Below are 20,432 nucleotides of genomic sequence, written 5' to 3'. Positions count from 1 at the left end.
CTACCCGGCAGTGGCTCATACCGACTCCCCCGGTAAATGTCTTGTCAGGTCGAAGCGCGAGCGGCGACGGGAAGCGAGCGCGCCGAGGGCGGGCCTACTCCCCGGTTTCGGCGGCCAGCACCTGGCGGATTCGCCGGGCCGTCGTGACGACGTCGTCGCTGGCGCGCCCGACCGCACTCAACAGCGGATGCGAGGACCCAATCGACTGGTAGAGGTACTCGTTGAGCGGGCGCGCGTCCGCCGACGGCACGTGGACCGTCTTCGGTTCGAGGTCGCCAGTCTGGCGACGGACGGCGAGGTCCTGACAGTCGGCTTCGAGGGCGTCGAGGTCCGCGAGGAGCTGCCGGAGCTCGTGCGGCGGACAGCCGTAGAACGGTCGCGAGCGAATCGCCACCAAGTCCTCGTGGACGGCGCGGAGCGTCCGCTCGGCGGCGTCGAGCGCGTCGGCTTCGTCGTCGAGGTCGGCGAGCAACTGCTTGCGGCTGCGCTTGGACTCGCGGGCCGCCGCGAGCACTTGGTCGCGCAGGAGCGGCGTCACACACGCGGCTTGCCGGAGCGCCATCGCCAACTCGGCGCCGAACTCCGAGGCGACGCTCTCCCAGTAGGTGTCCCCGTACTCGGCCGCGTAGTGCGGGGTGTCCATGACCGTCTCGACGTACGCCTCCCGAATGGCGGCGCTTGCGGCGTGTTCGGTTCGGGCGGCGAGCGTGACCGTCGCGGCCGACTGGCCGGGCGCCGAGTCGGTCGGTTCGGGGTCGGCATCGACCGACTGAACGCGCCGGCAGAACCGCCCGAATGCGTCCGCTTCCGTCCGGAGAATGTCGCGCTCGCTACGGAGCGCGCGACGCGCGTCGGGAATGCACTCCTCGAAGCTCGCGGTCGCGGCGGTCCCGGGCCCCCGAGTGGCAGACTGTGGCATAGCCGTGGGTTCGGCGGCGCTCGTATAGAAGACTGCTAGGAGGACTATATTGGTCTCGGTGCCCGTCCCTACTCGAATCCGCCAGCCGATTCGTCGTCGCTCGCCGCAGCGAGCGACACCATGGAGCCTGGCGGATTTGAACCGGAGGGAGACTCGCTGACGCTCGCGCTCCCGGGTTCAAATCCTTCCCCAGTTACAGCCGATGCGCGCAGCGACACACGCGTCGCTGCGCGGCATCGATACAGAAACGTGGGGCCTGGCGGATTTGAACCACCGCTCACCCGGTGTCCCACGACACTCGCCGGAACGAGCGCCGATATGAGCCGGGGGCTTTGAACCAGACTAAGCTAAGGCCCCTCGCACACGGCTTCCCGTGGCCGAACCTTTAGCCTGTCGGGATTCCACGATGGCGTCGCCAACGCTCCGCGAGTAACTGCTTTAGAAGCGCCACCACCAGGGCTCGAACGTCGAGAGACGGTCCTGCTCGCTGTCGCTGCGCGGGCTGCGACTCTCGGGCACGAGCCCTTGCGGAAACTACGATTACGGCTGTCGCGCAGCCGTCGCTGCGCGAGCAGCCGGCGAGAGAAGTACGCCGTCGAGAGACTACGTCTCTCGGGCCGTGAATTTCGCAGAAATTCACGCCACCACCAGGGCTCGAACCTGGGACAACGTGGGTAACAACCACGTGCTCTACCAACTGAGCTATGGCGGCTCGCACCTGCTTCTACCCGGTGCATTTTGAAATGGCTTTCGTTTCGCCAGCAGGCTCGGGCATCGACACGGCTTAGGCGCGGCCCCGTGAATTCGCCGGCATGAGCGACTACGAGTCGGTCGTCGACGCCGTCCGCGAGCGCGTGGACCCGACGCCGTCGGAGCAGCGCGCGCTCGCGGCAGCGGCCGAGCGACTCGCCGACCGCGCGCGGGACGCTATCGCGGAGTTGCCGGTCGACGCGGACGTGATGCAGGTCGGGAGTACGGCGCGCGGGACGTGGGTCGCGGGCGACCGCGACATCGACCTGTTCGTGCGGTTCTCGTCGGACCTCCCGCGAGAGGAGCTACAGGAGTACGGTCTCGAAGTCGGGAACGCGGTGCTGCCGGACGGCCGCGAGGAGTACGCCGAACACCCCTACGTGAAGGGGTCCTTCGAGGGGTACGACGTGGACCTCGTGCCGTGCTACCGCTTGGAGTCCGCGACGGACATCCAGTCGGCGGTCGACCGCACGCCGTTCCACAACGCGTACCTCGAAGCGCGCCTGAGCGACGCGGACGCCGGCGACGTGCGGCTGTTCAAGCAGTTCCTGAAAGGTGTCGGTGCGTACGGCAGCGACCTCCGCACGCAGGGGTTCTCGGGCTACCTCACGGAGCTACTCGTGCTGACGTACGGCGGGTTCCGCGAGACGCTGGACGCGATTCGGGACTGGAAGCCGCCGGTCGTCCTCGACCCCGAAGACCACGCCGAAGCGGAGTTCGACGACCCGCTGGTGGTCGTCGACCCGACGGACCCCGAGCGCAACGTCGCCGCCGTGGTGTCGGCGGAGAACGTGGCGCGCGTCCAACACCACGCCCGCGAGTTCCTCGCTGACCCGGACGAGGCCGTCTTCGAGCCGACGACCCCCGACCCGCTGGGCGAGGCAGCGGTCCGCGAACACGTCGACGCACGCGGGACGACGCCGCTGGCGGTGGTTTTCGACGCGCCGGATCTCGTCGAGGACCAACTCTACCCGCAGTTGTACCGCTCGCGGGACGGCCTCGTTCGCGGACTCGAAATCGAGGGGTTCGAGGTGCTGCGCGCGGCGACGTGGGCGGACGACCGCGCGGTGCTGTTCGCGGAGTTGGCGGTAAGCGAACTGCCAGCGGTCGAACGCCACGAGGGGCCGCCCGTCCACGTCGGCGGCCACGCGCAGGGGTTCTACGAGAAGTACGCCGACGGCGACGCCGCCGGCCCGTTCCTCGACGGGGACCGGTACGTCGTCGAGCGCGAGCGCGACGTGCGGACCGCCCGCGAGTTCGCGGAGAGCCGGCTCTCCGAGGTCGCGCTCGGCGCGCACGTCGAGTCAGTCGTCGACAGCGGTGACTACGAGGTGCTCGCGGGCGAGGAAGTCGCACGGCTCGCTGACGGGTTCGGTGTAGAACTCGCGTCGTACTTCGAGCCGACCGTCTGAGGCCCCGAGTCAGAACGCGGGGTGGGAGTCGAGAATGTCGTCGAGGAGGTCGCGCACGTCGTCGCTGACCTCGTCGTCGGGGCCGACGGGTTCGCGGCCGTCGAACGTCTCGTGGACCATGCCGATGCCGTCCGCGAGCGTATCGAGGCTGTAGCCGCCCTCCAGAACGAACGCCAGCGCCGCGTCGGTCGCGTCGGCGAGCGTGCGAACGCGGTCGGCGAGCAGGCCGTAGCCCTCCGTGGTGACGTGCATCCGCGAGATGGGGTCGTGGCGGTGGGCGTCGAAGCCCGCGCTCACGAGGAAGACGTCCGGGTCGAAGTCCTCGATTGCGGGTTCGAGCAGTTCGTCGAACGCCGCGCAGAAGTCCGCGTCCCCGGAGCCAGCCGGGAACGGCGCGTTCAGCGTCGTGCCGGCGCCGTCTCCCTCGCCGAACTCGTCGGCGTCGCCGGTGCCCGGGTAGAGGCCGTCCTCGTGAATGGACGCGTAGAAGACGTCGCTTCGGTCGTAGAAGATGTCCTGCGTGCCGTTGCCGTGGTGGACGTCCCAGTCGAAGATGGCGACGCGGTCGGCGCCGAGGTCGTCGAGCGCGTACTGGGCGGCGACGGCGGCGTTGTTGACGAAACAGAAGCCCATCGCGTCGTCGGAGACGGCGTGGTGGCCCGGCGGCCGCCCGAGCGCGAACGGCGTGTTCCGGCCGTCGGCGCCGTTGACCGCCGCGCGCGTGGCGTCCATCGCGAGGCCGGCGCTGGCGAGCGCGGCGGGCCACGTCTCCTCGGAGGCGGTCGTGTCGGGGTCCCAGTCACCGCCGCCGGACTCACAGAACTCCCGAATCTCGTCGACGTAGTCGGCGTCGTGGACCGCCGCGGCGTCGGCCTCGGTGGCGGGCGTGGCGCCCTCGTAGGAGACGCTGTGGCGCTTTGCGAGCCCGCGCTTGATGGCGCGCAGTCGGTCCGGGCTCTCCGGGTGGCGCGGGCCGGGGTCGTGTGCGAGACACGTCTCGCTGAACCCGAATCTCATTCCACGAGGTCGAAGTACGTCTGGACGTCCTCGGCCTGTACAGTGCGTCGTCCAGCGTGCTCGGCGAGCACGGCGGCGCCGTCGGCGGCGTCCGCGGCGTACGTCTCCAAGAGATCCGCGAGCGCGACCCGCGCGTCCTTGGAGACGCGGAATCGGGCGTCGAGGTCGAGGCGCGCGATGCGGTCGATGGGTGCGACCGGCAGCGCGAGCGCGTCCGCGTCGGGCACCTCGGTGACGCCGAAGTCCGCCGCCATCAGTGTCTTCCGGCCGTCGTCGGCCGCGCGTTCGGCGGCGTCCCGCGCGAGCGACGCGCCGCGGCGCTGAATGCGCCGTGCGAGTTCCTCGGCCGCGTCAGCGCTCACCCGCAAGTCACCCGCGTGTCGCCGGATAATCGTGTCGACCGGCGCGAACGGGAGTTCGACGCTCATGCGTCAAGGCGTGGCTGTCGAACGCTTAACTGTTTCCGTTGGGACGGAATCCGCCACCACGCATGTCAACGACCCCACCCTACTTCGCTCACCCTGAGGGGTTCGCTCGTTGAGGGTGGGGCTTGTCCATGAACTCGGCCTCGAACCCGTCCGGGTAGGCGGTAAATCCGCCACTCGGCGTCACCGTTCCAGACTTCAGGGCAAGCTGACTGTTGCCCGTCCGCCGAGACGACTGTTGGCCCCGACGGACATACCGCAATCCGATGTTCTTCGCCGCGTTGTAGTCTGCGCTCGCTTCCGACTCGCACTTCTGACAGTAGAAATCGCTTCTATTCGGGCGATTTTCGTCAGCCGTGAATCCACACTTGGCGCACCGTTTCGACGTGTACGCCGACTCGACTTGCTTCACTGAGACGCCGACCGCTTCGGCTTTGTATTCTACCTGTTCGTAGAGCGTTCGGAACGCCCACTTGTGCCCCCACGACGCACCCGTGTGGTCGCGAATGTGGGTCAGGTCTTCGAATGCGATCACGTCACAGTCGTATCGAAGTGCTTCATCTACGATGACATTCGACGCTCGGTGGAGTACGTCGCGGACGTAGCGAAGTTCACGGCCACTCGACTGTTCGAGCGTTCGGTGGGCGCTTCGCGTGCCGGTCTGTTGGAGTCCAGCACGTACCTTCTCAAACTCGCGGAGGTCGTGAGTTAATTCTCGTCCGCTGACAAAGGTGGCGGTGCTGGTGACGGCGAGGTTTTCGATACCGAGGTCAACCCCGAGGACCGTTCCGTCCTCGGCGGTGTTGCGCTCGGTATCGGTCTTGTGACGGCGGAAGCCGATGTGCAAGAAGTAGTTGCCATCACGGGCAGTGAGCGTGCTTTCCGTGACGCTCCACTCCTCAGAGTCGAGGTACTGCCGTTGGTAGCCATCGTCGGCGTCAGGTAAAGCAAGGTCACATCGGACGCGGCTCTCTGTGGTGGAGAGCGACACCGTTTCGTCGTCAAACAGCGTCATGGTCCGGGTATCGTACTTCACCGTGGGTGCGGTGAACGTGGGTTTGCTGACCGTTTTGCCGTTCGAGCGGCGTTCGGTACAGCCAGTGATGGCTTGTGCGGCTTGGTGAGTGGCGAGAATCGCGTGTTGACTCCCGAGGTCGGTTTCCTCGCGCACGGTGTCGTAGGCCAAGGGTTGTACGTCGCTCTTGGCGTTGCACTTGCCCCACGCCATGTCGGTGGCAATCTGGCAACCACGCTTCCACTCAGAGATAGTTTCCTCAAGCAACTCGCGTTGCTCGCCATCTACCGAGAGGCGGGTGATTGCCGTCCGACGCACGTAGTCGTCTGCCACGTATTCAATGTAAATGGGTGGCTACTTATAGAGCGGTGTTTGTGACAGATACGAACGCGCTCCTCCCCTCCCTACTCGCTCCCTACGGTCGCTCCTTGAGGAAGGGGACTCCGCGCTACCGCTTCAGTCGAACGCCGAAGCGGTCGCCGACCAAGAGGTCGACGCCAACGAGGCGGAAGCCGAGGAGGCCGTCGAGGAACGCCGGGAAGCCGACGAGGAGTACCGGGAGGAACAGCTCACGGAGGAGATCGAACACGAGGACGAGGAGCGCCATCAGGAAGCCCGCGAGGCGACGAACGCGGACAACCACCCGGACGACGCCGAGTGGGACTAGTGTAGTTCTTCGGCGCGGAGGCGACCGTCTTGGAGCAGTCCCCGAACGGTCACTTCCTGGCCGAGCGTGACGTCCGCGTCGGTCTCCACGCTCATGGTTTCCTCACCGTCGTCCAGAATCACGGGATTCTGGGCCTGTACGACGACACCGGTGAACTCGACTTCCTCGCCGTCCTCGTCTTCCGAGGAGTCGTCGGCGTCCGTGTCGGCAGTGGGTTCGGCGTCGTTGCCGTCCTCGAACGCCGACAGGCCAGTGGGACCGCTATCCGAGTCGTCGCCGTCGTCGCCGGTGGTCGCGCCGTCCGCGAGCGGAATGACCGAGGACTGCCAGCCGGCGGACGCCTCGATGTCGTCCTGCCAGCCGTCTTGAACCTCGACGTCGACGAACGCGACTTCGTCGCCCGGTCCGATGTCGAGGTCGGCCTTGTCGCCCCACAGCGCCACGCGGATGTCGCCCGTGTCGTCCTGCACGCGGACGTTCCGGACTTGTCCCTCGCTGCCGTCGTCGCGGTCGAACGTGCGCTTGGGGTCCGCGGAACGAATGACGCCCGAAATGTCGGCTACGTCTTCGAGTTCGAGGTTCTCGATGGACGTGGTGTCCGGCACGAAGGCGACGTCCGCGTCGACGGGTTCGACCGCGCCGCGGTCGCCGACGTGGAGTTCGAGACTGCCGTCGCGCTCGCGGACGTAACCGTCAACGACCTCGACGACCTCGCCCTGCGAGAGTTCGGTCGCGGTCTCGGCTCGGTCGTCCCAGAGCGTGATACGCACGCGCCCCGTCTCGTCGCCGAGCACGAGATTCGACACCTTCCCCTCGCTGCCGTCGTCGCGGTCGAACGTCCGCACGTCCTCGGTGCCCAGCACTTCGCCCGTGAGATTCACGTCCGAGATGCCAAGCGAGAGGTCTTCGACGCGGTACTCGTCTTGGACCTGCACGTCGACGTCCTCCTCGTTGTCCACCTCGATTTGGTCGGCGCTGACCTCGATGCCGTTGTAGCCGTCCTTCGGCCGGCCCTTCACGCGAAGCACGTCCCCGACTTCGAGTTCGTCTTTCGCGCCCTCGGCCTGCTCGTCCCACAGCGACAGCCGGACACTGCCAGTCTCGTCGGCGACGTCGACGTTCACCACGCGCCCTTCTGGGTTGTCGTCGTCCTCGCGCTCGAACGTGCGCACGTCGCCGATGCTGGTCACCTTCGCGATGAACTTCACCTCGTCCATCTCCGGTTCGACGTCCGTGACGCCGTTGACCTCGCCGTCTTCGAGCTCGTGGGCGATGAGCATAGCGGCCGTCTCCTCGTCGGCCAGTCCACCCATCTGTTCGACCTTCGACTCGACGGCGTCCCGGAACTCCTCGAGGGACACGTCGGTGTCGAGGTCCCCGTAGACGTCCTCGATGTCGTCGCCCATAATCGTAGTTCACTCCAGACGCGAGTCGCGCATAAGCGTTGTCCTTGCCGAATTACGCCGTCTCCGTCCGCCATTTGTCAGTGGCACGCAGGGGAGTGGCGCGCCCTCGGGTTTGAATCTACGGCCCGGTTCCGGCACCCCGAATCGTAACCGCTTTACGTCAGTCCGGGCTACGACAGAATGAGTCCGGGTAGGGTAGTGGACTATCCTCTTGGCTTGCGGAGCCAGGGACCGGAGTTCAAATCTCCGTCCGGACGTTCTCTCTTCACACTACGCCCGTGAGCGACGCTCGTGTCGCTCACGGCGTGACGCCGTGATAACGTCAGGAGATTTGAACCCGTGAGTCGCAGCGCCGAACGGAGTGAGGCGACCGTCTCACGACGTTCAAATCTCCGTCCGGGCGTTTTTCACTCGCTAGCGCTCGCTCAAAACGCCCGGACGTGCCCGCGTTCACTTCGTTCACGCGGACTCCGTCCGGACGTAACTTCTACCGTTGCCACGACCACGAGAGACCTCTGTGGCTCTCGCGTCGTGCAGGTCCGTAGTTACCGTTAGGAGATTTGAACCCGTGAGTCGCAGCGCGACCGCAGGGAGCGACCGTCTCTCCGAGTTCAAGTCGCCGTCGAGACGTTCCTCACTACGTTCGTCACGTCCAACGGGCCCGCGCTCGCTGCTCACGGTTCGCTTCGCTCACCGTTCGCACATCCTGAGGCGCTTCGCGCCTCACGTCGCTCGCGCGGACTCCGTCCGGACGCAAGTTCTCTGGACGTCACGGCTGCGAGCGACTGCGAAGTCACCGGCGTGGGGGTAATCGGGCACGAAGTTCTTAGCAGTGGACCGAGTAAGGGAACGTAATGAGCGAGGACCGGCCGGTGCTGGCAATCGACCCGCACGTCCACTCGGAGGGCTCGTACGACGGGAACGAGCCCGTGGAGCTCATCCTCGAACACGCCAGCGACATCGAACTCGACGGCGTCGTGATAACGGACCACGACGAAATCGAGGAGTCGCTGCGCGCGGCGGAGTTGGCGCCCGAGTACGGGCTGGTCGGGATTCCGGGCGTGGAGGTGTCGACGGCGGCGGGGCACGTGCTGGCTATCGGTGTCGAGGAGTGCCCGGAGCGCGGGCAGTCGTTCGAGGCGACAGTGCAGGGAATCCGCGAACAGGGCGGGGTGGCTGTCGTCCCGCATCCGTTCCAGCGGAGCCGTCACGGGGTTCGGCGCCGGAATCTCGGGGAGTGCGACGGCATCGAGGTGTACAACTCGATGGTGTTCACGGGGTACCGGAATCGGCGCGCGCGGACGTTCGCGCAGCGCCACGACTACCCGCGGTTCGGCGCGAGCGACGCGCACTCGATTCGGAACGTCGGGCGGGCGTACACGGAGGTCGCGCTGCCGGAGGTCGACCCGGAGACGCCGCCCAGCGAGATTCCGACCGAGACCGTGCTGGCGGCGCTTCGCGAGGGCGAGACGGACATCCGCGGGAAGCGGACGCCGATTCACCGGAGCACGCGCCAGTACGCGAAGGGCGCGGTGCGGAAGAGCGCGTACCTCTTGACGGCGCGGTTGCCGTACGTCAGCCCGTGGCCGGCGTCGATGAACAACGCCTGAGTGCGGGGACGAAACGCGTTTGCGCGTCGCGGGCGAAGCGGGCGTATGGACGCGGCGCTTCGCGCGGGAATCGCGGTCTACAACGCCGGCCACTACCACGCCGCCCACGACGCGTGGGAGGACGAGTGGCTGGCGCTCGACGACGGAGATGACGAGCGACTGCTCCACGGTCTCATCCAGTTATCGGCGGCGGTCCACCACGCCCGCGACCGGAACTGGACTGGCGCAGTCGGCCTCTGCGAGAGCGCAAGCGAGTACCTCGCCGACCTGCCCGCAGACTACCGCGGCGTGAACGTCGCCGCAGTGCGGGCGTACGTGGACGCGCTCGGGAGCGACCCGGAGCGCGTCGAGCGCACGAGGCCGCCGTCGCTGACCTACGAGGGGAGCGCGCTCTCGCTCGACGACCTGGATGCGCCGGCGGGCGTGGAGGCCGCAGTCGCGCTCGCCGAGGACCTCGGGTACGACGAGGCGTTCGTCGAGAAGGGCGCGGAGTACGCCCGCGAGGGACTGGCTGACGGCGAACTGAACGAGTTCGGGGTGTTGCTCTGTGACTTCGTCACCGAGACCGAGCAGCGCGCGCTCGTGGCGACGCGGCTGCGACAGCACGTCCAGCGGCGACAGCGCAGAGAAGACGACGTCGCGGGACTGTTCGATTAGGCGTACGTCTGGTACGCGACGACGCCGGCGACGGCGAGACACACGACGCCGAGCGCGCGCACCAGCCACGCCCACCAGTCGGGGATGGCTTCGTCAGTACCGTAGTCGCCGCGGCGGCGGCGGTTCGGCCCCATGAATACGGAGAGACGGAGCGCCGCTCGCGGCGCGAGAATCATCGCGGCGCCGAGCAGAACGCCGAGCACGACCGCGAGGAGGTCGCGAATCCCGGCCATCTACGAGCGGAGTCGCTGGATGCGCTTCTCCGTCGGCGGGTGCGTGGAGACGAGTTTCTGGAGGAGGCCGCGGTCCTCGCCGAAGATGCACAGCGCGTTCACGTTCTCGTCGATTTTCGAGTCCTGCGAGCGCTGGTTGCCCTGCTGAATCTTCTCGAGGGCGCGGGCGAGCGGGTCGCCGCCGTTGATGGTGCGTTTGGCGTCGGCGTCGGCGACGTACTCTCGGTAGCGGCTGATGGCGAGCACGAACAGCATCACGAAGAACTGCACGAGGTTGCCGACGACGATGGCAAGGAAGAAGTCCGCGAGGTCGTTGTCGCCCGTGAACAGCACGATGTACTGGGCGACGATACCGACGACGGAGGCGATGCCCTGCCCGACGACCATCATGACGACGTCGCGGTTGTCGATGTGCGCGAGTTCGTGGGCGATGACGCCTTCGAGTTCGTCGCGGTCGAGCAGCTGGATGAGTTCACGGGAGACGACGACGGTGCCGTCGCCGCGGCGGCCGACCGCGAACGCGTTCGGGACGCCCATGCTCGCGACCTTCAGGGTCGGCTTCTTCAGATTCCGCTCGCGGCAGACCTTGTCCACGAACTGGTGAATCTGTGGGTACTCCTGTTCGGACATGTCCTCCGCGCCGACGCTCCTGAGCGCCGCCCACTTCCCGATCTTGTACTGGACGCCGACGAGGAGGATGCTGCCGACGATGGCGATACCGAGGATGGTAGTGGATTGACCGAAGAAGAACCACGCGGCGGCCACTGCCACCGAGTAGAACGCGAAGAGGATGGCGCCGACGATGGCCATCCGTACTTTGAGGCCGATGTGTCGCATACGGGAGATTTGTTCACTCACACGTATAAATCCATCTCAACGTGTCACGCGCCGAATCGGCTGCTTTCCGGCGGTTACGGTCGTATCCTCGTCACAAGTCGCTGTCGGCGCGGGTCAGGCGACCTGCTCGTCGCCGTCCCACTCCGCGGAGTTGTCCCGCGGGTCGTAGCCCAGCACTTCGCGGGCGGGCTCCAGGCTGTAGTACTTCCGGTCGTTGTCCGAGACACCGACAGGCTCGCTTCGCTCGCCTGTCGAGCCCTCGCTCGCTCCGCTCGCGAGGATGCCGTAGACGATTTCGTAGCCGGTCGAGGAGAAAAAGCCGAACTACTCCGCGTCGGTGACCCGTTCGTCGCCGTCCCACTCCGCAGAGTTGTCCTGCGGGTCGTAACCCAAGACCTCGCGGGCGGGCTCCAGGCTGTAGTACTTCCGGTCGTTGTCCGAGATGCCGTAGACGATTTCGTAGTCGTAGTCGGCGGACAGACAGCAGTCGAAGAGGTGCGCGCAGTCGCGGTGGGAGAGCCACATCGCTTGCCCGCGCTCGTAGTCGATGGGCGGGTGACCCTCGGTGAGGTTGCCGATGCGGACGGCGACGAACGAGAGGTCGTGTTCGTCGTGGTAGTACCGGCCGAGCGTCTCACCGGCGGCCTTCGAGACGCCGTAGAGGTTGCTGGGGCGCGGGAGTTCCTCGCCGTCGAGGCGGAAGTCGTCGTCCGCGCGGTAGAGGTCGGGCTTGCGGTCGGTCTCGTAGTGGCCGACGGCGTGGTTCGAGGACGCGAACACGAACTTCTCGACGTCCTCCTCGACGGCGGTTTCGAGAATGGTCTGCGCCCCGTCGATGTTGTTCCGGAGGACGCTCTCCCACGGCGCTTCGGGACGCGGGTCGCCCGCGAGGTGGACGACGGCGCCGACGCCAGCGACGGCTTCGCGGACGGCGTCCTCGTCGGTGACGTCCCCGACGACGACCTCGTGGTCGGTGTCCCCGGTGGGGGGTTCGCGGTCGAACAGCCGCCAGTCGTAGTCGTCGCCGATGCCGTCGAGGATTGCCTGCCCGACGCGCCCCGCGGCACCCGTGAGGAGAACCGGCTCGTCCATTCGATTGAGAGTCTCGGCGACCACCGAAATGAAAGATGCGGTTCGCCCGTCCGAGCCCTCGCAGCGCCGACAGCACCGAGGCGACAACGATTAGCCGCGGCCGGCCGACGACCCGGTATGGCAACCGACGCCCAGCAGGCGTGTTTCGAGGCGGGCATCAAGTTCGGCGCGCTCTACCACCAGTTCGCGGGGACGCCGGTGAGCCCCGAGAGCGCGACCAGCCTCGAAGCCGCTATCGAGGAGTCCATCGAGAACCAGCCGTTCTGCGAGTCTGTGAGAGTTGATGTCCTCACGGAGAAACTGGACACGGACCACGGCTACACGGAGTTGACGGGCGAGTACATGGAAGTCGAAATCGTCGTCGACTACGAGGGCCGCGAGGTCGTCGCGGAGATGGCGATGCAGGACGGCTACCCGCTGATGGAGCTCGAGAGCGTCGAGTGAGCCGCGTTCACGTCCACCACGAGGCGTGCTTTTAAACCGGATGCGGGCGAATCACGGGACATGAGTCAGTCATCCCTGGACGACGACGAACTGTTCGGCGAGGCCGCCGAGGAGATGCGCGCGGACGTGGAGGAACACCTCGACGCCGCTCGCGCGGAACTGCCCGAGGCCGACGACGTCTGGGAGGTCGAAGCGGACAACACGCTCGGCGTGCTGAACGCGCTCCGGTCGGCGCTCGACGCCGAGGATGTCGAATCCCACCTCCGAGACGCGAAGAAGGCGTTCGTCGTGGGCGAGCGCGCGGACGCCTTCGAGGACGCCGACGAACTCGACGCCGAAATCAGCGCCGTCGAGGACGTCCTCGACGACATCGAGACCGCGCGCGAGCAGGTCGGCGAACTCGCGTCCACGGTGCCGGCGCTGCGCTCCGCACTCGAAGACGCACACGAGGGCAGCGACGGCGGCGAAGATGCGGACGAGGAGGAGAGCGACGAGGAAGCCGAAGAGTAGCGCTACTTGTGCGGCGGCCGGGTCGGGTCGCGGTCCCCGACCGCGTCCAGCAGATCGCAGAGCGCGTCCGCAGCCAGCGACAGCAGTTCCTCCCCGCGCTCGGCGTCGCCGTCAGTTGGGTCGCCGACGACGCCGTTCTCGGTGAACTCGGCGCTGTCGACGGCGAGGTTCGCGTGTGACTGCCAGTCCCCCCAGTGGTCGCTGGCGCCATCACGGGCGTCGTCCAGCCGGTCCTCGCGCACGAGCGTCGGGTGAGCGTGCCGGAGGAACGCGGTTTCGAGCGGGCCGGCGTGACCCATGTCGTCGCCGTGGTCGCCGACCGCGTCGAACCACGTGAACGGCACCGCGTACGCGTCGCCACCACGGGTGACGCGCTGGCAGACCTCGCCGAGCGCGGGGACGTTGCCACCGTGACCGTTCACGACGACGACGCGGTCCCAGCCGTGGCTCGCGAGGCTCTCGGTCACTTCGCGAACGTTCGCGCGGAACGTCTCCGGGGAGACCCAGAGCGTCCCCGTGAACTGGCGGTGTTCCTCGGAGACGCCGACGGTCAGCGGCGGCGCGACCACCACCTCGTCGTCGTAGTTCGACGCCGCCGTCTCCGCGACCGTCTCGGCGGTCACGTGGTCCGTCCCGAGGGGCGCGTGCGGGCCGTGCTGTTCGGTGCTGCCGACCGGGAGGAGCGCGAGATTCGTGTCGAGGCCGTCGGCGTCCGTCCAAGTCGCGTCCGCGAGTCGCATACGCGGCCCAACGCACGCCCCGGGTTTGTAGTCTGCCCCTCCGGCGAGCGAGACGACAGCCGCCACAACGGGCTTGACGGCGGCCGCCCACACGAACAAATATGGGAACGACGGTCACTCTCGACGAACTGGAAGCCGAACTACGGGACGAATCGTACCCGCTCGACCGGGAAGCCGTCGTCGAGGAGTACGGTGACTACGATCTCGACCTGCCGGGCGGCGAGGAGTCCGTCGCGGACGTGCTCGCACGCGTCGGCGGCGACGGCTTCGAGAGCCACGCCGACCTCCTCGCGACCATCGAGGGCGGCGTCGGCGGCGAAGCCGTCGGACGACGGGACTACACGGACCGCGGCGCGTCCGCCGGGGAAGGCGGCGGCGAGAGCTTCTGAGAAGAACGACCAGCGGGGCGGTCGAGTCGGTGTCGCGTCAGTCCTCGGACTCGTCGACGTCGACATCGGCGGTGCGCTCGGCCGCGCGCTCGATGAACTCGTCCGGGAGTTCGTCGATTTCGCCCGCCTGCACGCCCCAGAGGTTCGCGTAGAGGCCGTCCTCCGCGAGCAGTTCGTCGTGGGTGCCGCGCTCGACGATGCGGCCGCCTTCGAGGACGACGATTTTGTCGGCGTCCTTGATGGTCGAGAGGCGGTGCGCGATGGAGAACGTCGTGCGGTCCTCGGTGAGCCGGTCGAGGCTGCGCTGAATCAGCATCTCCGTCTCCGTGTCGACGTCCGAGGTGGCCTCGTCGAGGACGAGAATCTCGGGGTCTTTGAGGATGGCCCGCGCGATGTCGATGCGCTGGCGCTGCCCGCCGGAGAGTTTCACGCCGCGCTCGCCGACCTTCGTGTCGTATCCCTCCGGGAGGTTCGTGATGAATTCGTGGGCTTCCGCGGCCTTCGCGGCCTCGACGACTTCCTCGCGCTCGGCGTCGAACGTGCCGTACTGGATGTTCTCCATGACGGTGCCGTAGAACAGGAACGTGTCCTGGCTCACGTAGCCGATGTGCCGGCGGAGACTCGGCAGCGTCACGTCCGAGATGTCCTGTCCGTCGATACGGATTTCGCCCTCGTCGACGTCGTACATCCGCAACAGGAGTTTGAGAACCGTAGACTTCCCGGCGCCCGTCGGCCCGACGAGCGCGAGCGTGTTCCCGCCCTCGACTTCGAAGTCGACGTCCTCGACGATGGCCTCGTCGTCGTAGCCGAACGCCACGTCGTCGTAGACGACTTCGCCGTCGTCGACGTCGAGTTCGCGCGCCTCGGGGTTCTCCTCGATGCGCGCCGGTTCGTCCATCAGCCCGAAGATGCGCTCGCTGGACGCGCGAGCGCGCTGGTACATGTTGATGATCTGCCCGAACTGCGCCATCGGCCAGACGAACTGCTGGCTGAGCTGGATGAACACGACGAACTCACCCGCGGACAGCGACCCGGACATCAGCGGCGGCGGGCCGACCAGCACCCAGTAGCCGCCCGCGAGGAACGTCAACACGAAGCCGGTGCCGGAGATGATGCGCAGCGCCGGGAAGAACTTGATGCGGATGGTGATGGCGCCCCAGTTCGCGTCGAAGTACTCCTGCGAGACGCCCTCGACGCGCTCGGACTCGTAGGACTCCGTGTTCGACGTCTTGATGACCTGAATCCCGCCGAGGTTGTTCTCCAGCCGGGAGTTGAGGTGGCCGACCGACGAGCGCACGTCGGCGTACTTCGGCTGAATCGACTTCACGAACCGGTACGTGAACCACGCGATGAGCGGGACCGGCAGCATCGTGATGAGCGCGAGCTGCCAGTTGTACGTGAACAGGACGACGCCGATGGCGACGACCATCACGGAGAGCCGGAACACGGAGTTCATCCCGTCGTTGAGGAACCGCTCGAGGCGGTTGACGTCGTTCGACAGGATGGACATCATCTCGCCGGTCTGCTTCGTGGCGAAGAAGTCCATGTTCAGGCGCTGCATCTTGTTGTAGGTGTCCGTGCGGACCGCGTGCTGGATGTGCTGGGAGAAGGAGTTCCATCCCCAGTTGCGGAACCAGTGGAAGACCGCGCCGACGAGGAACGCGCCCGCGATTATCGCGACCGCGGCGTAGAGCTCTTCGGTTCTCGTCGCGGGCCGCAGCGATGCCGGGAGGAACGGGAGGAACGTCCGCCCCTGCGTCAACGCGTCGACGGCGTACCCCAGCATGATAGCCGGGATGAGGTCGAGCACGCGAGCGAAGATGCTGGCGACCACGCCGACCAGCGCGGCCAGCCAGTTGTCCCGCCCGTACTCGTCGAACAGGCGGTACATCGCGTTGTCGACCTCCTCGCGTTGTTCCTCGAAGGGGTCGTCGTCTTCTGTCGCTGTACTCATTCTCGTTGGCAGAAGTGACGGCTCGACAAAAGCACTTCCCTACGATTCGAAACACGCCGGTTCTCGCGGCGTCCCTACCGCTCGATGCGGATTCGGTCGCCGACCTCGACGCCGTGTTCGGTCGTCCAGTCGTACGGCACCTCCAGCACCCACTTCCCGACGCCGCTGTAGCCGGTGAGGTCATCGTTGTCGGCCTCGACTTCGGCGTGGTGAATCGACGTGATGCGGCCGTTCGCCCCGATGTAGACGATGTCGATGGGGAAGGCCATCGACCGCATCACGTACGTGTGGTGGCTCTCCTCGCCGTAGACGAACAACATCCCCTCGTTCGCGCCGAGGGACTCGTGCTCGCTCAACCCCGTTCTTCGCTCTTGCCAGGTGTCGGAAACCTCAACGGTGACGTTCCCGAGCGAGTCGCCGTCCGCGCTCTCGACGAACACCTGCGTTCCGTTCCCCGCGTCGGTCGTGGCAGCCGGCGTCGACGCACCGGGGAGTCCCGCGCAGCCGGCGACGACGAGCAGACAGACGACCGCGAGCGTGCGCCCGAGCATACCGACGGCTACGACCGCCCACGGTTTGGACGTTCCGCCGAAAGGAAACCGTTTAGGCCGCGGCACGACTCCCTCGAAACGCGGGTTCGTGGTCTAGTTGGTCATGACGCGGCCTTTACAAGGCCGAGGTCGGTGGTTCAAATCCGCCCGAACCCACTCGATTTTGCGACGAACGTAGGTGAGGAGGAAATCGATGAGGGAGGGCGATTTGAACCCTGCCACGAGCGAAGCGAAGTGGCTTCGGTTCAAATCCGCCCGAACCCATGCACTTCTCGGGGCGCTCCGTTGCGAGCGCCGCGTGTATGAATGCGTGAGGAAGGATTTGAACGCTGGAAGTCGCGCGCAGCGAACGCAGTGAGCGAGCACGTCTTCCTTCGGTTCACAATCCGCCCGAACCCACTCACTTTCTGCGGCGGGTCAGTCGACGAGGTGGCAGGCGGCCCCGCGTTCGCCGTCGCCGAGCGCGGGGTTGTCGCGCTCGCAGACAGTCTCGAACGTCTCGCGGAGGCGGTCGCGGGCGTCGGCTTCGTCGCCGTCCGCGAGCGACGCGAACGCGTCACTGAGTGCGTCGGCGGCCTCGCTAGGGACGTCCTCGGGGACGTACTCGCGCCACTCGTCGGCGGCCGCGACGTCCGCGGCGTCGAGGTCGCCGCGGTCGAGGCGGTCGCGGATGTCCATGATAGCGCGGAACGCTTCCTGGTCGACGTCGAGGTCGTCGGGCGGAATCACGGCGGGGCAGCGCGTACGGAAGCGACATCCCGAGGGCGGGTCTCGGGGCGAGGGGACGTCCCCGGAGAGCGTGCGAATCTCACGGTCGGCTTCCGCGGTCTCGGGGCGCGGAACGCTGTCGAGGAGCGCCTTCGTGTACGGGTGCTGGGGGCGCTCGAAGATGTCGTCGACGCGGCCCGTCTCGACGAGTTCGCCGAGATACATCACGGCGACGCGGTCGCAGATGTGCCGGACGACCGAGAGGTCGTGGGCGATGAGGAGGTAGGTGAGGCCGAACTCCTCCTGGAGGTCGTCGAGGAGGTTCAGAATCTGGGCCTGCACGCTCACGTCCAGCGCGGAGACGGGTTCGTCGAGTACGAGGAAGTCCGGTTCGAGCGCGAGCGCGCGAGCGATGCCGACGCGCTGCTGTTGGCCGCCGGAGAACTCGTGGGGGTAGCGGTCGAACTGGTCGGCGGAGAGGCCGACGCGTTCGAGGAGTTCGCGGACGCGCTCCTCGCGGTCCGTCTGCGTGCCGACGTCGTGGATGTCGAGGGGTTCGCGGACGATTTCGCCCGCGGTCATCCGGGGGTCGAGGCTGCCGTAGGGGTCCTGGAAGACGATGCCGGCGCGCTTCCGGAACGCGGTCAGGTCGTCCCCGGAGAGGTCGCTGACGTCGTCGCCGTCGAAGGTGACGGTTCCACCAGTGGGCTCGCGCAGTCGGAGCACCGTCTCGCCCGTCGTCGACTTCCCGCAGCCGGACTCGCCGACCAGCCCGAGCGTCTCGCCCTCGTTGACGTCGAAGCTCACGCCGTCGACCGCGCGGACCGCGGTCGGGTCCCGGCGGAGCACGGTGTCGAGGAGGGAGTCCTGCTCGTAGTAGTACTTCTGGAGGTCCTCGACTTCCAGTAGCGGGTCACTCACTGCTGGTCACCTCCTCGTCGAAGTGGCCGTCCGCGAGCGCGCGTGACTCGTCGTACTCGCGGTCCGCGAGGTAGCACTTCGCGGCGTGGTCGTCGCCGGCGTCGAACTCCGGCGGTTTCTCCAAGCACTCCTCCATGGCCTTCGGGCAGCGGTCCGCGAAGTAACAGCGGTCGTCCATCTCGCTGTCGAGGAGGCTCGGGACGCTGCCCTCGATGGGGTCGAGGCGGTCGTCGGGGTCGTCGAGGTCGGGGATGCTCTCGACGAGTCCGCGCGTGTACGGGTGGACGTGGCCGTCGAAGATGTCCGCGAGCGTCCCGCGTTCGACGAGTTCGCCGGCGTACATCACGCCGATGCGGTCGGCCATGCGCGCGATGACGCCGAGGTTGTGCGTGATGAGGACGATGCTCGTGTCGCGCTCGTCCTGAATGTCCCGGAGGAGGTCCAGAATCTGGGCTTGGATGGTCACGTCCAGCGCCGTCGTCGGCTCGTCGGCGACCAAGAGGTCGGGCTCGCCGGCGAGCGCTTGCGCGACCATCGCGCGCTGGAGCATCCCCCCGGAGAACTCGTGGGGGTACTCGCGGGCGCGGTCCGCGGCGTCCGGGATGCCGACGTCTTCGAGCAGGGAGATAGCGCGGTCCCACGACTCCTCGGAGACGTAGTTCCGGGTGGGGACGACGGAGTCGAGGAGGAGCGACCCGAGGCCGTAGCCCTGTGTCCGGGAGCGCGTCGACCGCGGGTTCGCGCTCGCGCGGCGCTGGACCTCGACGGCTTCCGCGATCTGCTCGCCGACGGTCACCGACGGGTCCATGCTCGTCATCGGGTCCTGGAATATCATCGAGAACGACGGCCCGCGGAGCGCGCGCCGCGCGCGCTCGGGCAAACGAACGACGTCGACGAAGTCGCCGTCGACGAACTCGCCGCTGTACTGGTCGGCGAGGTCGGGGTTCCGGTACCAGATTTCACCGTCCGTGATGCGGCCCGGGGAGTCGACGAGGTCCAACAGCGAGAGCGCGGTGACGCTCTTCCCGGAGCCGGACTCCCCGACGACGCCGAACACTTCGCCGTCGTGGACGGTGAAGGAGACGTCCTCGACGGCGTTCACTTGCCCCTCCTCGGTGAAGAAGCGCGTCGAGAGGTTCCGGACGCGGAGGAGTTCGTCGGTCACACGCCACCCTCCCCCTCGACACCGGGGTCGAGGGCGTCACGGAACCAGTCGCCGAGGAAGTTCACGCTCATCACGGCGAGCACGATGCCGATGCCGGAGAACGTCGCCACCCACCACGCTTGCGCGAGGAAGCTCTGCCCGTTCTGGATGTTGAACCCCCACGAGAGCGTCGTCCCCGAGAACCCGAGGAAGGACAGCGAACTCTCCAGGAGGATGATTGCGGCGACTTGCGTCGTCGCCAGCACGAGAATCGGCGTGAGCGCGTTCGGGAAGACGTGTTTGCGGAGGAGGTGGACGTCGCTCGCGCCGATGCTCCGCGCGGCCTTCACGTACTCCTCCTCGGAGACGGTGAGGGCTTCGCCGCGGGCGATGCGCGCGAGCCACACCCAGTTCACGAGGCCGACGACGAGCACGACCGTCCCCGGAATTGTGAACGTCGCGGGCATGTTCGGTGCGAGGCCGAGCGCCACCCACGGGTCGGGCACTTGGATGGTCGCGGTGCCGAACAGGCCGACGAGTGACACCGCGAGCACGAGCGACGGGAACGCCAGCATCACGTCCGCCGCGCGCATCAGCGCGTCGTCGACGTTGCCGCCGTAGAACCCCGCGACGAGGCCGACCGGCACGCCGATAGTCGCAGCGACGAGCACGCCCAGCAGCCCGACGAGCAGCGACGTTCGCGCGCCGTAGATGACCCGCGAGAGGACGTCCTGTCCGAGTCCGTTCGTGCCGAGCGGGTACGCCGGCGACGCCGAGACGTACGTCGTGTTCTGGACGGTCTCGACGGAGCCGTTGATCATCTGGGTCGTCGACACCGTGCGCGTCGCGCTGAACCCCAGCGGCGGCAGGAACTCCAACTCGAGGTGCTGGGCGGTCGGATTGTGGGGGGCGATGAGCGGCGCGAACACCGCCACGAGCACGACGACGCCGAACAGCACGACGCCGACCTTCGCGAGCGCGCTCCGGCGGAACTCGCGCTTGAGGTTCCGCCACGTGCGCGGCGACATCAC

Annotated in this window: 21 protein-coding genes, 4 tRNA genes and 1 pseudogene; 8 read left to right on the top strand and 18 right to left on the bottom strand. The window is 67.2% G+C overall.

The features are described 5' to 3' along the window. Positions 1–94 precede the first annotated feature (94 nt). From AVZ66_RS01200 to AVZ66_RS01190, 3 genes are all read right to left on the bottom strand, one after another. On the bottom strand, positions 95–919 hold the full coding sequence (locus AVZ66_RS01200; RefSeq protein WP_058980978.1) for a hypothetical protein: 825 nt from the start codon (positions 917–919) through the stop codon (positions 95–97). Between the two features lie 250 nt (positions 920–1,169). Beyond that, positions 1,170–1,276: transfer RNA gene (locus AVZ66_RS01195), tRNA-Ile, on the bottom strand. A gap of 282 nt (positions 1,277–1,558) precedes the next feature. Next, a tRNA-Asn gene (locus tag AVZ66_RS01190) sits at positions 1,559–1,631 on the bottom strand. A gap of 100 nt (positions 1,632–1,731) precedes the next feature. On the opposite strand from AVZ66_RS01190, the gene cca reads away from it, so the two are divergent. Beyond that, entirely contained in the window at positions 1,732–3,081 is a 1,350-nt protein-coding gene (cca, locus tag AVZ66_RS01185) for a CCA tRNA nucleotidyltransferase (RefSeq protein WP_058980976.1), read from the top strand. A 9-nt stretch (positions 3,082–3,090) separates the two neighbouring features. On the opposite strand, the gene AVZ66_RS01180 is transcribed toward cca, so the two are convergent. The 5 genes from AVZ66_RS01180 to AVZ66_RS01165 form a co-directional block, all read right to left on the bottom strand. After that, the gene (locus tag AVZ66_RS01180; RefSeq protein WP_058980974.1) at positions 3,091–4,098 is read right to left on the bottom strand and encodes a histone deacetylase; all 1,008 of its coding nucleotides are present in this window, start codon (positions 4,096–4,098) and stop codon (positions 3,091–3,093) included. After that, positions 4,095–4,526: a histone family protein gene (locus tag AVZ66_RS01175; RefSeq protein WP_058980972.1), complete on the bottom strand. Its 432-nt coding sequence runs from the start codon at positions 4,524–4,526 to the stop codon at positions 4,095–4,097. The genes AVZ66_RS01180 and AVZ66_RS01175 overlap by 4 nt, the downstream gene beginning before the upstream one ends. Before the next feature lie 88 nt (positions 4,527–4,614). Then, complete coding sequence (locus AVZ66_RS01170) at positions 4,615–5,871, bottom strand: RNA-guided endonuclease TnpB family protein (RefSeq protein WP_058980971.1); 1,257 nt, start codon at positions 5,869–5,871, stop codon at positions 4,615–4,617. A gap of 115 nt (positions 5,872–5,986) precedes the next feature. Then, complete coding sequence (locus AVZ66_RS16085; protein ID WP_157575567.1) at positions 5,987–6,181, bottom strand: hypothetical protein; 195 nt, start codon at positions 6,179–6,181, stop codon at positions 5,987–5,989. A gap of 20 nt (positions 6,182–6,201) precedes the next feature. Then, entirely contained in the window at positions 6,202–7,611 is a 1,410-nt protein-coding gene (locus AVZ66_RS01165; protein WP_058980969.1) for a single-stranded DNA binding protein, read from the bottom strand. Between the two features lie 184 nt (positions 7,612–7,795). On the opposite strand from AVZ66_RS01165, the gene AVZ66_RS01160 reads away from it, so the two are divergent. From AVZ66_RS01160 to AVZ66_RS01150, 3 genes are all read left to right on the top strand, one after another. After that, a tRNA-Arg gene (locus AVZ66_RS01160) sits at positions 7,796–7,868 on the top strand. Positions 7,869–8,465: 597 nt separating this feature from the next. Then, entirely contained in the window at positions 8,466–9,221 is a 756-nt protein-coding gene (locus AVZ66_RS01155) for a PHP domain-containing protein (RefSeq protein ID WP_058980967.1), read from the top strand. A gap of 45 nt (positions 9,222–9,266) precedes the next feature. Then, positions 9,267–9,878 (top strand): DUF309 domain-containing protein, encoded by a 612-nt coding sequence (locus tag AVZ66_RS01150; protein WP_058980966.1) that lies wholly within the window; start codon positions 9,267–9,269, stop codon positions 9,876–9,878. Here the strand turns inward: AVZ66_RS01150 and AVZ66_RS01145 are convergent. The 4 genes and pseudogenes from AVZ66_RS01145 to azf form a co-directional block, all read right to left on the bottom strand. After that, positions 9,875–10,111, bottom strand: coding sequence for a hypothetical protein (locus tag AVZ66_RS01145; RefSeq protein WP_082678739.1), 237 nt, complete (start codon positions 10,109–10,111; stop codon positions 9,875–9,877). The genes AVZ66_RS01150 and AVZ66_RS01145 overlap by 4 nt on opposite strands. Beyond that, a complete protein-coding gene (locus AVZ66_RS01140; RefSeq protein ID WP_082678853.1) occupies positions 10,112–10,921 on the bottom strand; it encodes a M48 family metalloprotease in 810 nt (269 codons plus the stop codon). Between the two features lie 141 nt (positions 10,922–11,062). Next, positions 11,063–11,170, bottom strand: a pseudogene (locus AVZ66_RS16845) (NAD(P)-dependent oxidoreductase); the annotation flags it as partial. A 102-nt stretch (positions 11,171–11,272) separates the two neighbouring features. Then, positions 11,273–12,040, bottom strand: a complete 768-nt coding sequence (azf, locus tag AVZ66_RS01135) for an NAD-dependent glucose-6-phosphate dehydrogenase Azf (protein WP_058980962.1) — start codon at positions 12,038–12,040, stop codon at positions 11,273–11,275. 117 nt (positions 12,041–12,157) lie between these two features. On the opposite strand from azf, the gene AVZ66_RS01130 reads away from it, so the two are divergent. Continuing rightward, entirely contained in the window at positions 12,158–12,484 is a 327-nt protein-coding gene (locus AVZ66_RS01130; RefSeq protein WP_058980960.1) for a dihydroneopterin aldolase family protein, read from the top strand. A gap of 60 nt (positions 12,485–12,544) precedes the next feature. Continuing rightward, positions 12,545–12,994, top strand: coding sequence for a DUF5790 family protein (locus AVZ66_RS01125; RefSeq protein WP_058980958.1), 450 nt, complete (start codon positions 12,545–12,547; stop codon positions 12,992–12,994). A gap of 2 nt (positions 12,995–12,996) precedes the next feature. Here the strand turns inward: AVZ66_RS01125 and AVZ66_RS01120 are convergent, their stop codons facing one another. Next, positions 12,997–13,734: a creatininase family protein gene (locus tag AVZ66_RS01120; RefSeq protein WP_058980956.1), complete on the bottom strand. Its 738-nt coding sequence runs from the start codon at positions 13,732–13,734 to the stop codon at positions 12,997–12,999. A gap of 101 nt (positions 13,735–13,835) precedes the next feature. On the opposite strand from AVZ66_RS01120, the gene AVZ66_RS01115 reads away from it, so the two are divergent. Further along, positions 13,836–14,123, top strand: a complete 288-nt coding sequence (locus tag AVZ66_RS01115; protein ID WP_058980955.1) for a hypothetical protein — start codon at positions 13,836–13,838, stop codon at positions 14,121–14,123. 37 nt (positions 14,124–14,160) lie between these two features. Here the strand turns inward: AVZ66_RS01115 and AVZ66_RS01110 are convergent, their stop codons facing one another. Both AVZ66_RS01110 and AVZ66_RS01105 read right to left on the bottom strand, forming a co-directional pair. Next, positions 14,161–16,077 (bottom strand): ABC transporter ATP-binding protein, encoded by a 1,917-nt coding sequence (locus AVZ66_RS01110; RefSeq protein WP_058980953.1) that lies wholly within the window; start codon positions 16,075–16,077, stop codon positions 14,161–14,163. A gap of 74 nt (positions 16,078–16,151) precedes the next feature. Then, positions 16,152–16,628 carry a DUF192 domain-containing protein gene (locus tag AVZ66_RS01105; RefSeq protein ID WP_058980951.1) on the bottom strand — a complete coding sequence of 159 codons (477 nt, stop codon included), beginning with the start codon at positions 16,626–16,628 and terminating at the stop codon, positions 16,152–16,154. 82 nt (positions 16,629–16,710) lie between these two features. Between AVZ66_RS01105 and AVZ66_RS01100 the strand changes: the two genes are divergently transcribed. Beyond that, positions 16,711–16,784 (top strand) — tRNA-Val (locus AVZ66_RS01100). Between the two features lie 261 nt (positions 16,785–17,045). On the opposite strand, the gene AVZ66_RS01095 is transcribed toward AVZ66_RS01100, so the two are convergent. From AVZ66_RS01095 to AVZ66_RS01085, 3 genes are read right to left on the bottom strand one after another with little or no spacing between them, the layout of a single operon-like run. Continuing rightward, positions 17,046–18,257 (bottom strand): ABC transporter ATP-binding protein, encoded by a 1,212-nt coding sequence (locus tag AVZ66_RS01095; RefSeq protein ID WP_058980950.1) that lies wholly within the window; start codon positions 18,255–18,257, stop codon positions 17,046–17,048. Beyond that, positions 18,250–19,422 carry an ABC transporter ATP-binding protein gene (locus AVZ66_RS01090; RefSeq protein WP_058980949.1) on the bottom strand — a complete coding sequence of 391 codons (1,173 nt, stop codon included), beginning with the start codon at positions 19,420–19,422 and terminating at the stop codon, positions 18,250–18,252. Before AVZ66_RS01090 ends, AVZ66_RS01095 begins: the two co-directional genes overlap by 8 nt. Then, positions 19,419–20,432, bottom strand: a complete 1,014-nt coding sequence (locus tag AVZ66_RS01085) for an ABC transporter permease (RefSeq protein WP_058984602.1) — start codon at positions 20,430–20,432, stop codon at positions 19,419–19,421. The genes AVZ66_RS01090 and AVZ66_RS01085 overlap by 4 nt, the downstream gene beginning before the upstream one ends.

This window comes from Halobacterium sp. CBA1132, from assembly GCF_001485535.1.
In the GTDB taxonomy this organism is placed as follows: domain Archaea; phylum Halobacteriota; class Halobacteria; order Halobacteriales; family Halobacteriaceae; genus Halobacterium.
Note: the sequence above shows the minus strand (reverse complement) of the source record. Positions and strands in the feature narration are given on the sequence as shown.

What these genes read in the sequence shown, in the direction of transcription:
- AVZ66_RS01200 (WP_058980978.1), bottom strand. Translation starts at nt 919, where the DNA reads ATGCCACAGTCTGCCACTCGGGGGCCCGGGACCGCCGCGACCGCGAGC.
- cca (WP_058980976.1), top strand. Translation starts at nt 1,732, where the DNA reads ATGAGCGACTACGAGTCGGTCGTCGACGCCGTCCGCGAGCGCGTGGAC.
- AVZ66_RS01180 (WP_058980974.1), bottom strand. Translation starts at nt 4,098, where the DNA reads ATGAGATTCGGGTTCAGCGAGACGTGTCTCGCACACGACCCCGGCCCG.
- AVZ66_RS01175 (WP_058980972.1), bottom strand. Translation starts at nt 4,526, where the DNA reads ATGAGCGTCGAACTCCCGTTCGCGCCGGTCGACACGATTATCCGGCGA.
- AVZ66_RS01165 (WP_058980969.1), bottom strand. Translation starts at nt 7,611, where the DNA reads ATGGGCGACGACATCGAGGACGTCTACGGGGACCTCGACACCGACGTG.
- AVZ66_RS01155 (WP_058980967.1), top strand. Translation starts at nt 8,466, where the DNA reads ATGAGCGAGGACCGGCCGGTGCTGGCAATCGACCCGCACGTCCACTCG.
- AVZ66_RS01150 (WP_058980966.1), top strand. Translation starts at nt 9,267, where the DNA reads ATGGACGCGGCGCTTCGCGCGGGAATCGCGGTCTACAACGCCGGCCAC.
- AVZ66_RS01145 (WP_082678739.1), bottom strand. Translation starts at nt 10,111, where the DNA reads ATGGCCGGGATTCGCGACCTCCTCGCGGTCGTGCTCGGCGTTCTGCTC.
- AVZ66_RS01140 (WP_082678853.1), bottom strand. Translation starts at nt 10,921, where the DNA reads ATGGCCATCGTCGGCGCCATCCTCTTCGCGTTCTACTCGGTGGCAGTG.
- azf (WP_058980962.1), bottom strand. Translation starts at nt 12,040, where the DNA reads ATGGACGAGCCGGTTCTCCTCACGGGTGCCGCGGGGCGCGTCGGGCAG.
- AVZ66_RS01130 (WP_058980960.1), top strand. Translation starts at nt 12,158, where the DNA reads ATGGCAACCGACGCCCAGCAGGCGTGTTTCGAGGCGGGCATCAAGTTC.
- AVZ66_RS01125 (WP_058980958.1), top strand. Translation starts at nt 12,545, where the DNA reads ATGAGTCAGTCATCCCTGGACGACGACGAACTGTTCGGCGAGGCCGCC.
- AVZ66_RS01120 (WP_058980956.1), bottom strand. Translation starts at nt 13,734, where the DNA reads ATGCGACTCGCGGACGCGACTTGGACGGACGCCGACGGCCTCGACACG.
- AVZ66_RS01115 (WP_058980955.1), top strand. Translation starts at nt 13,836, where the DNA reads ATGGGAACGACGGTCACTCTCGACGAACTGGAAGCCGAACTACGGGAC.
- AVZ66_RS01110 (WP_058980953.1), bottom strand. Translation starts at nt 16,077, where the DNA reads ATGAGTACAGCGACAGAAGACGACGACCCCTTCGAGGAACAACGCGAG.
- AVZ66_RS01105 (WP_058980951.1), bottom strand. Translation starts at nt 16,628, where the DNA reads ATGCTCGGGCGCACGCTCGCGGTCGTCTGTCTGCTCGTCGTCGCCGGC.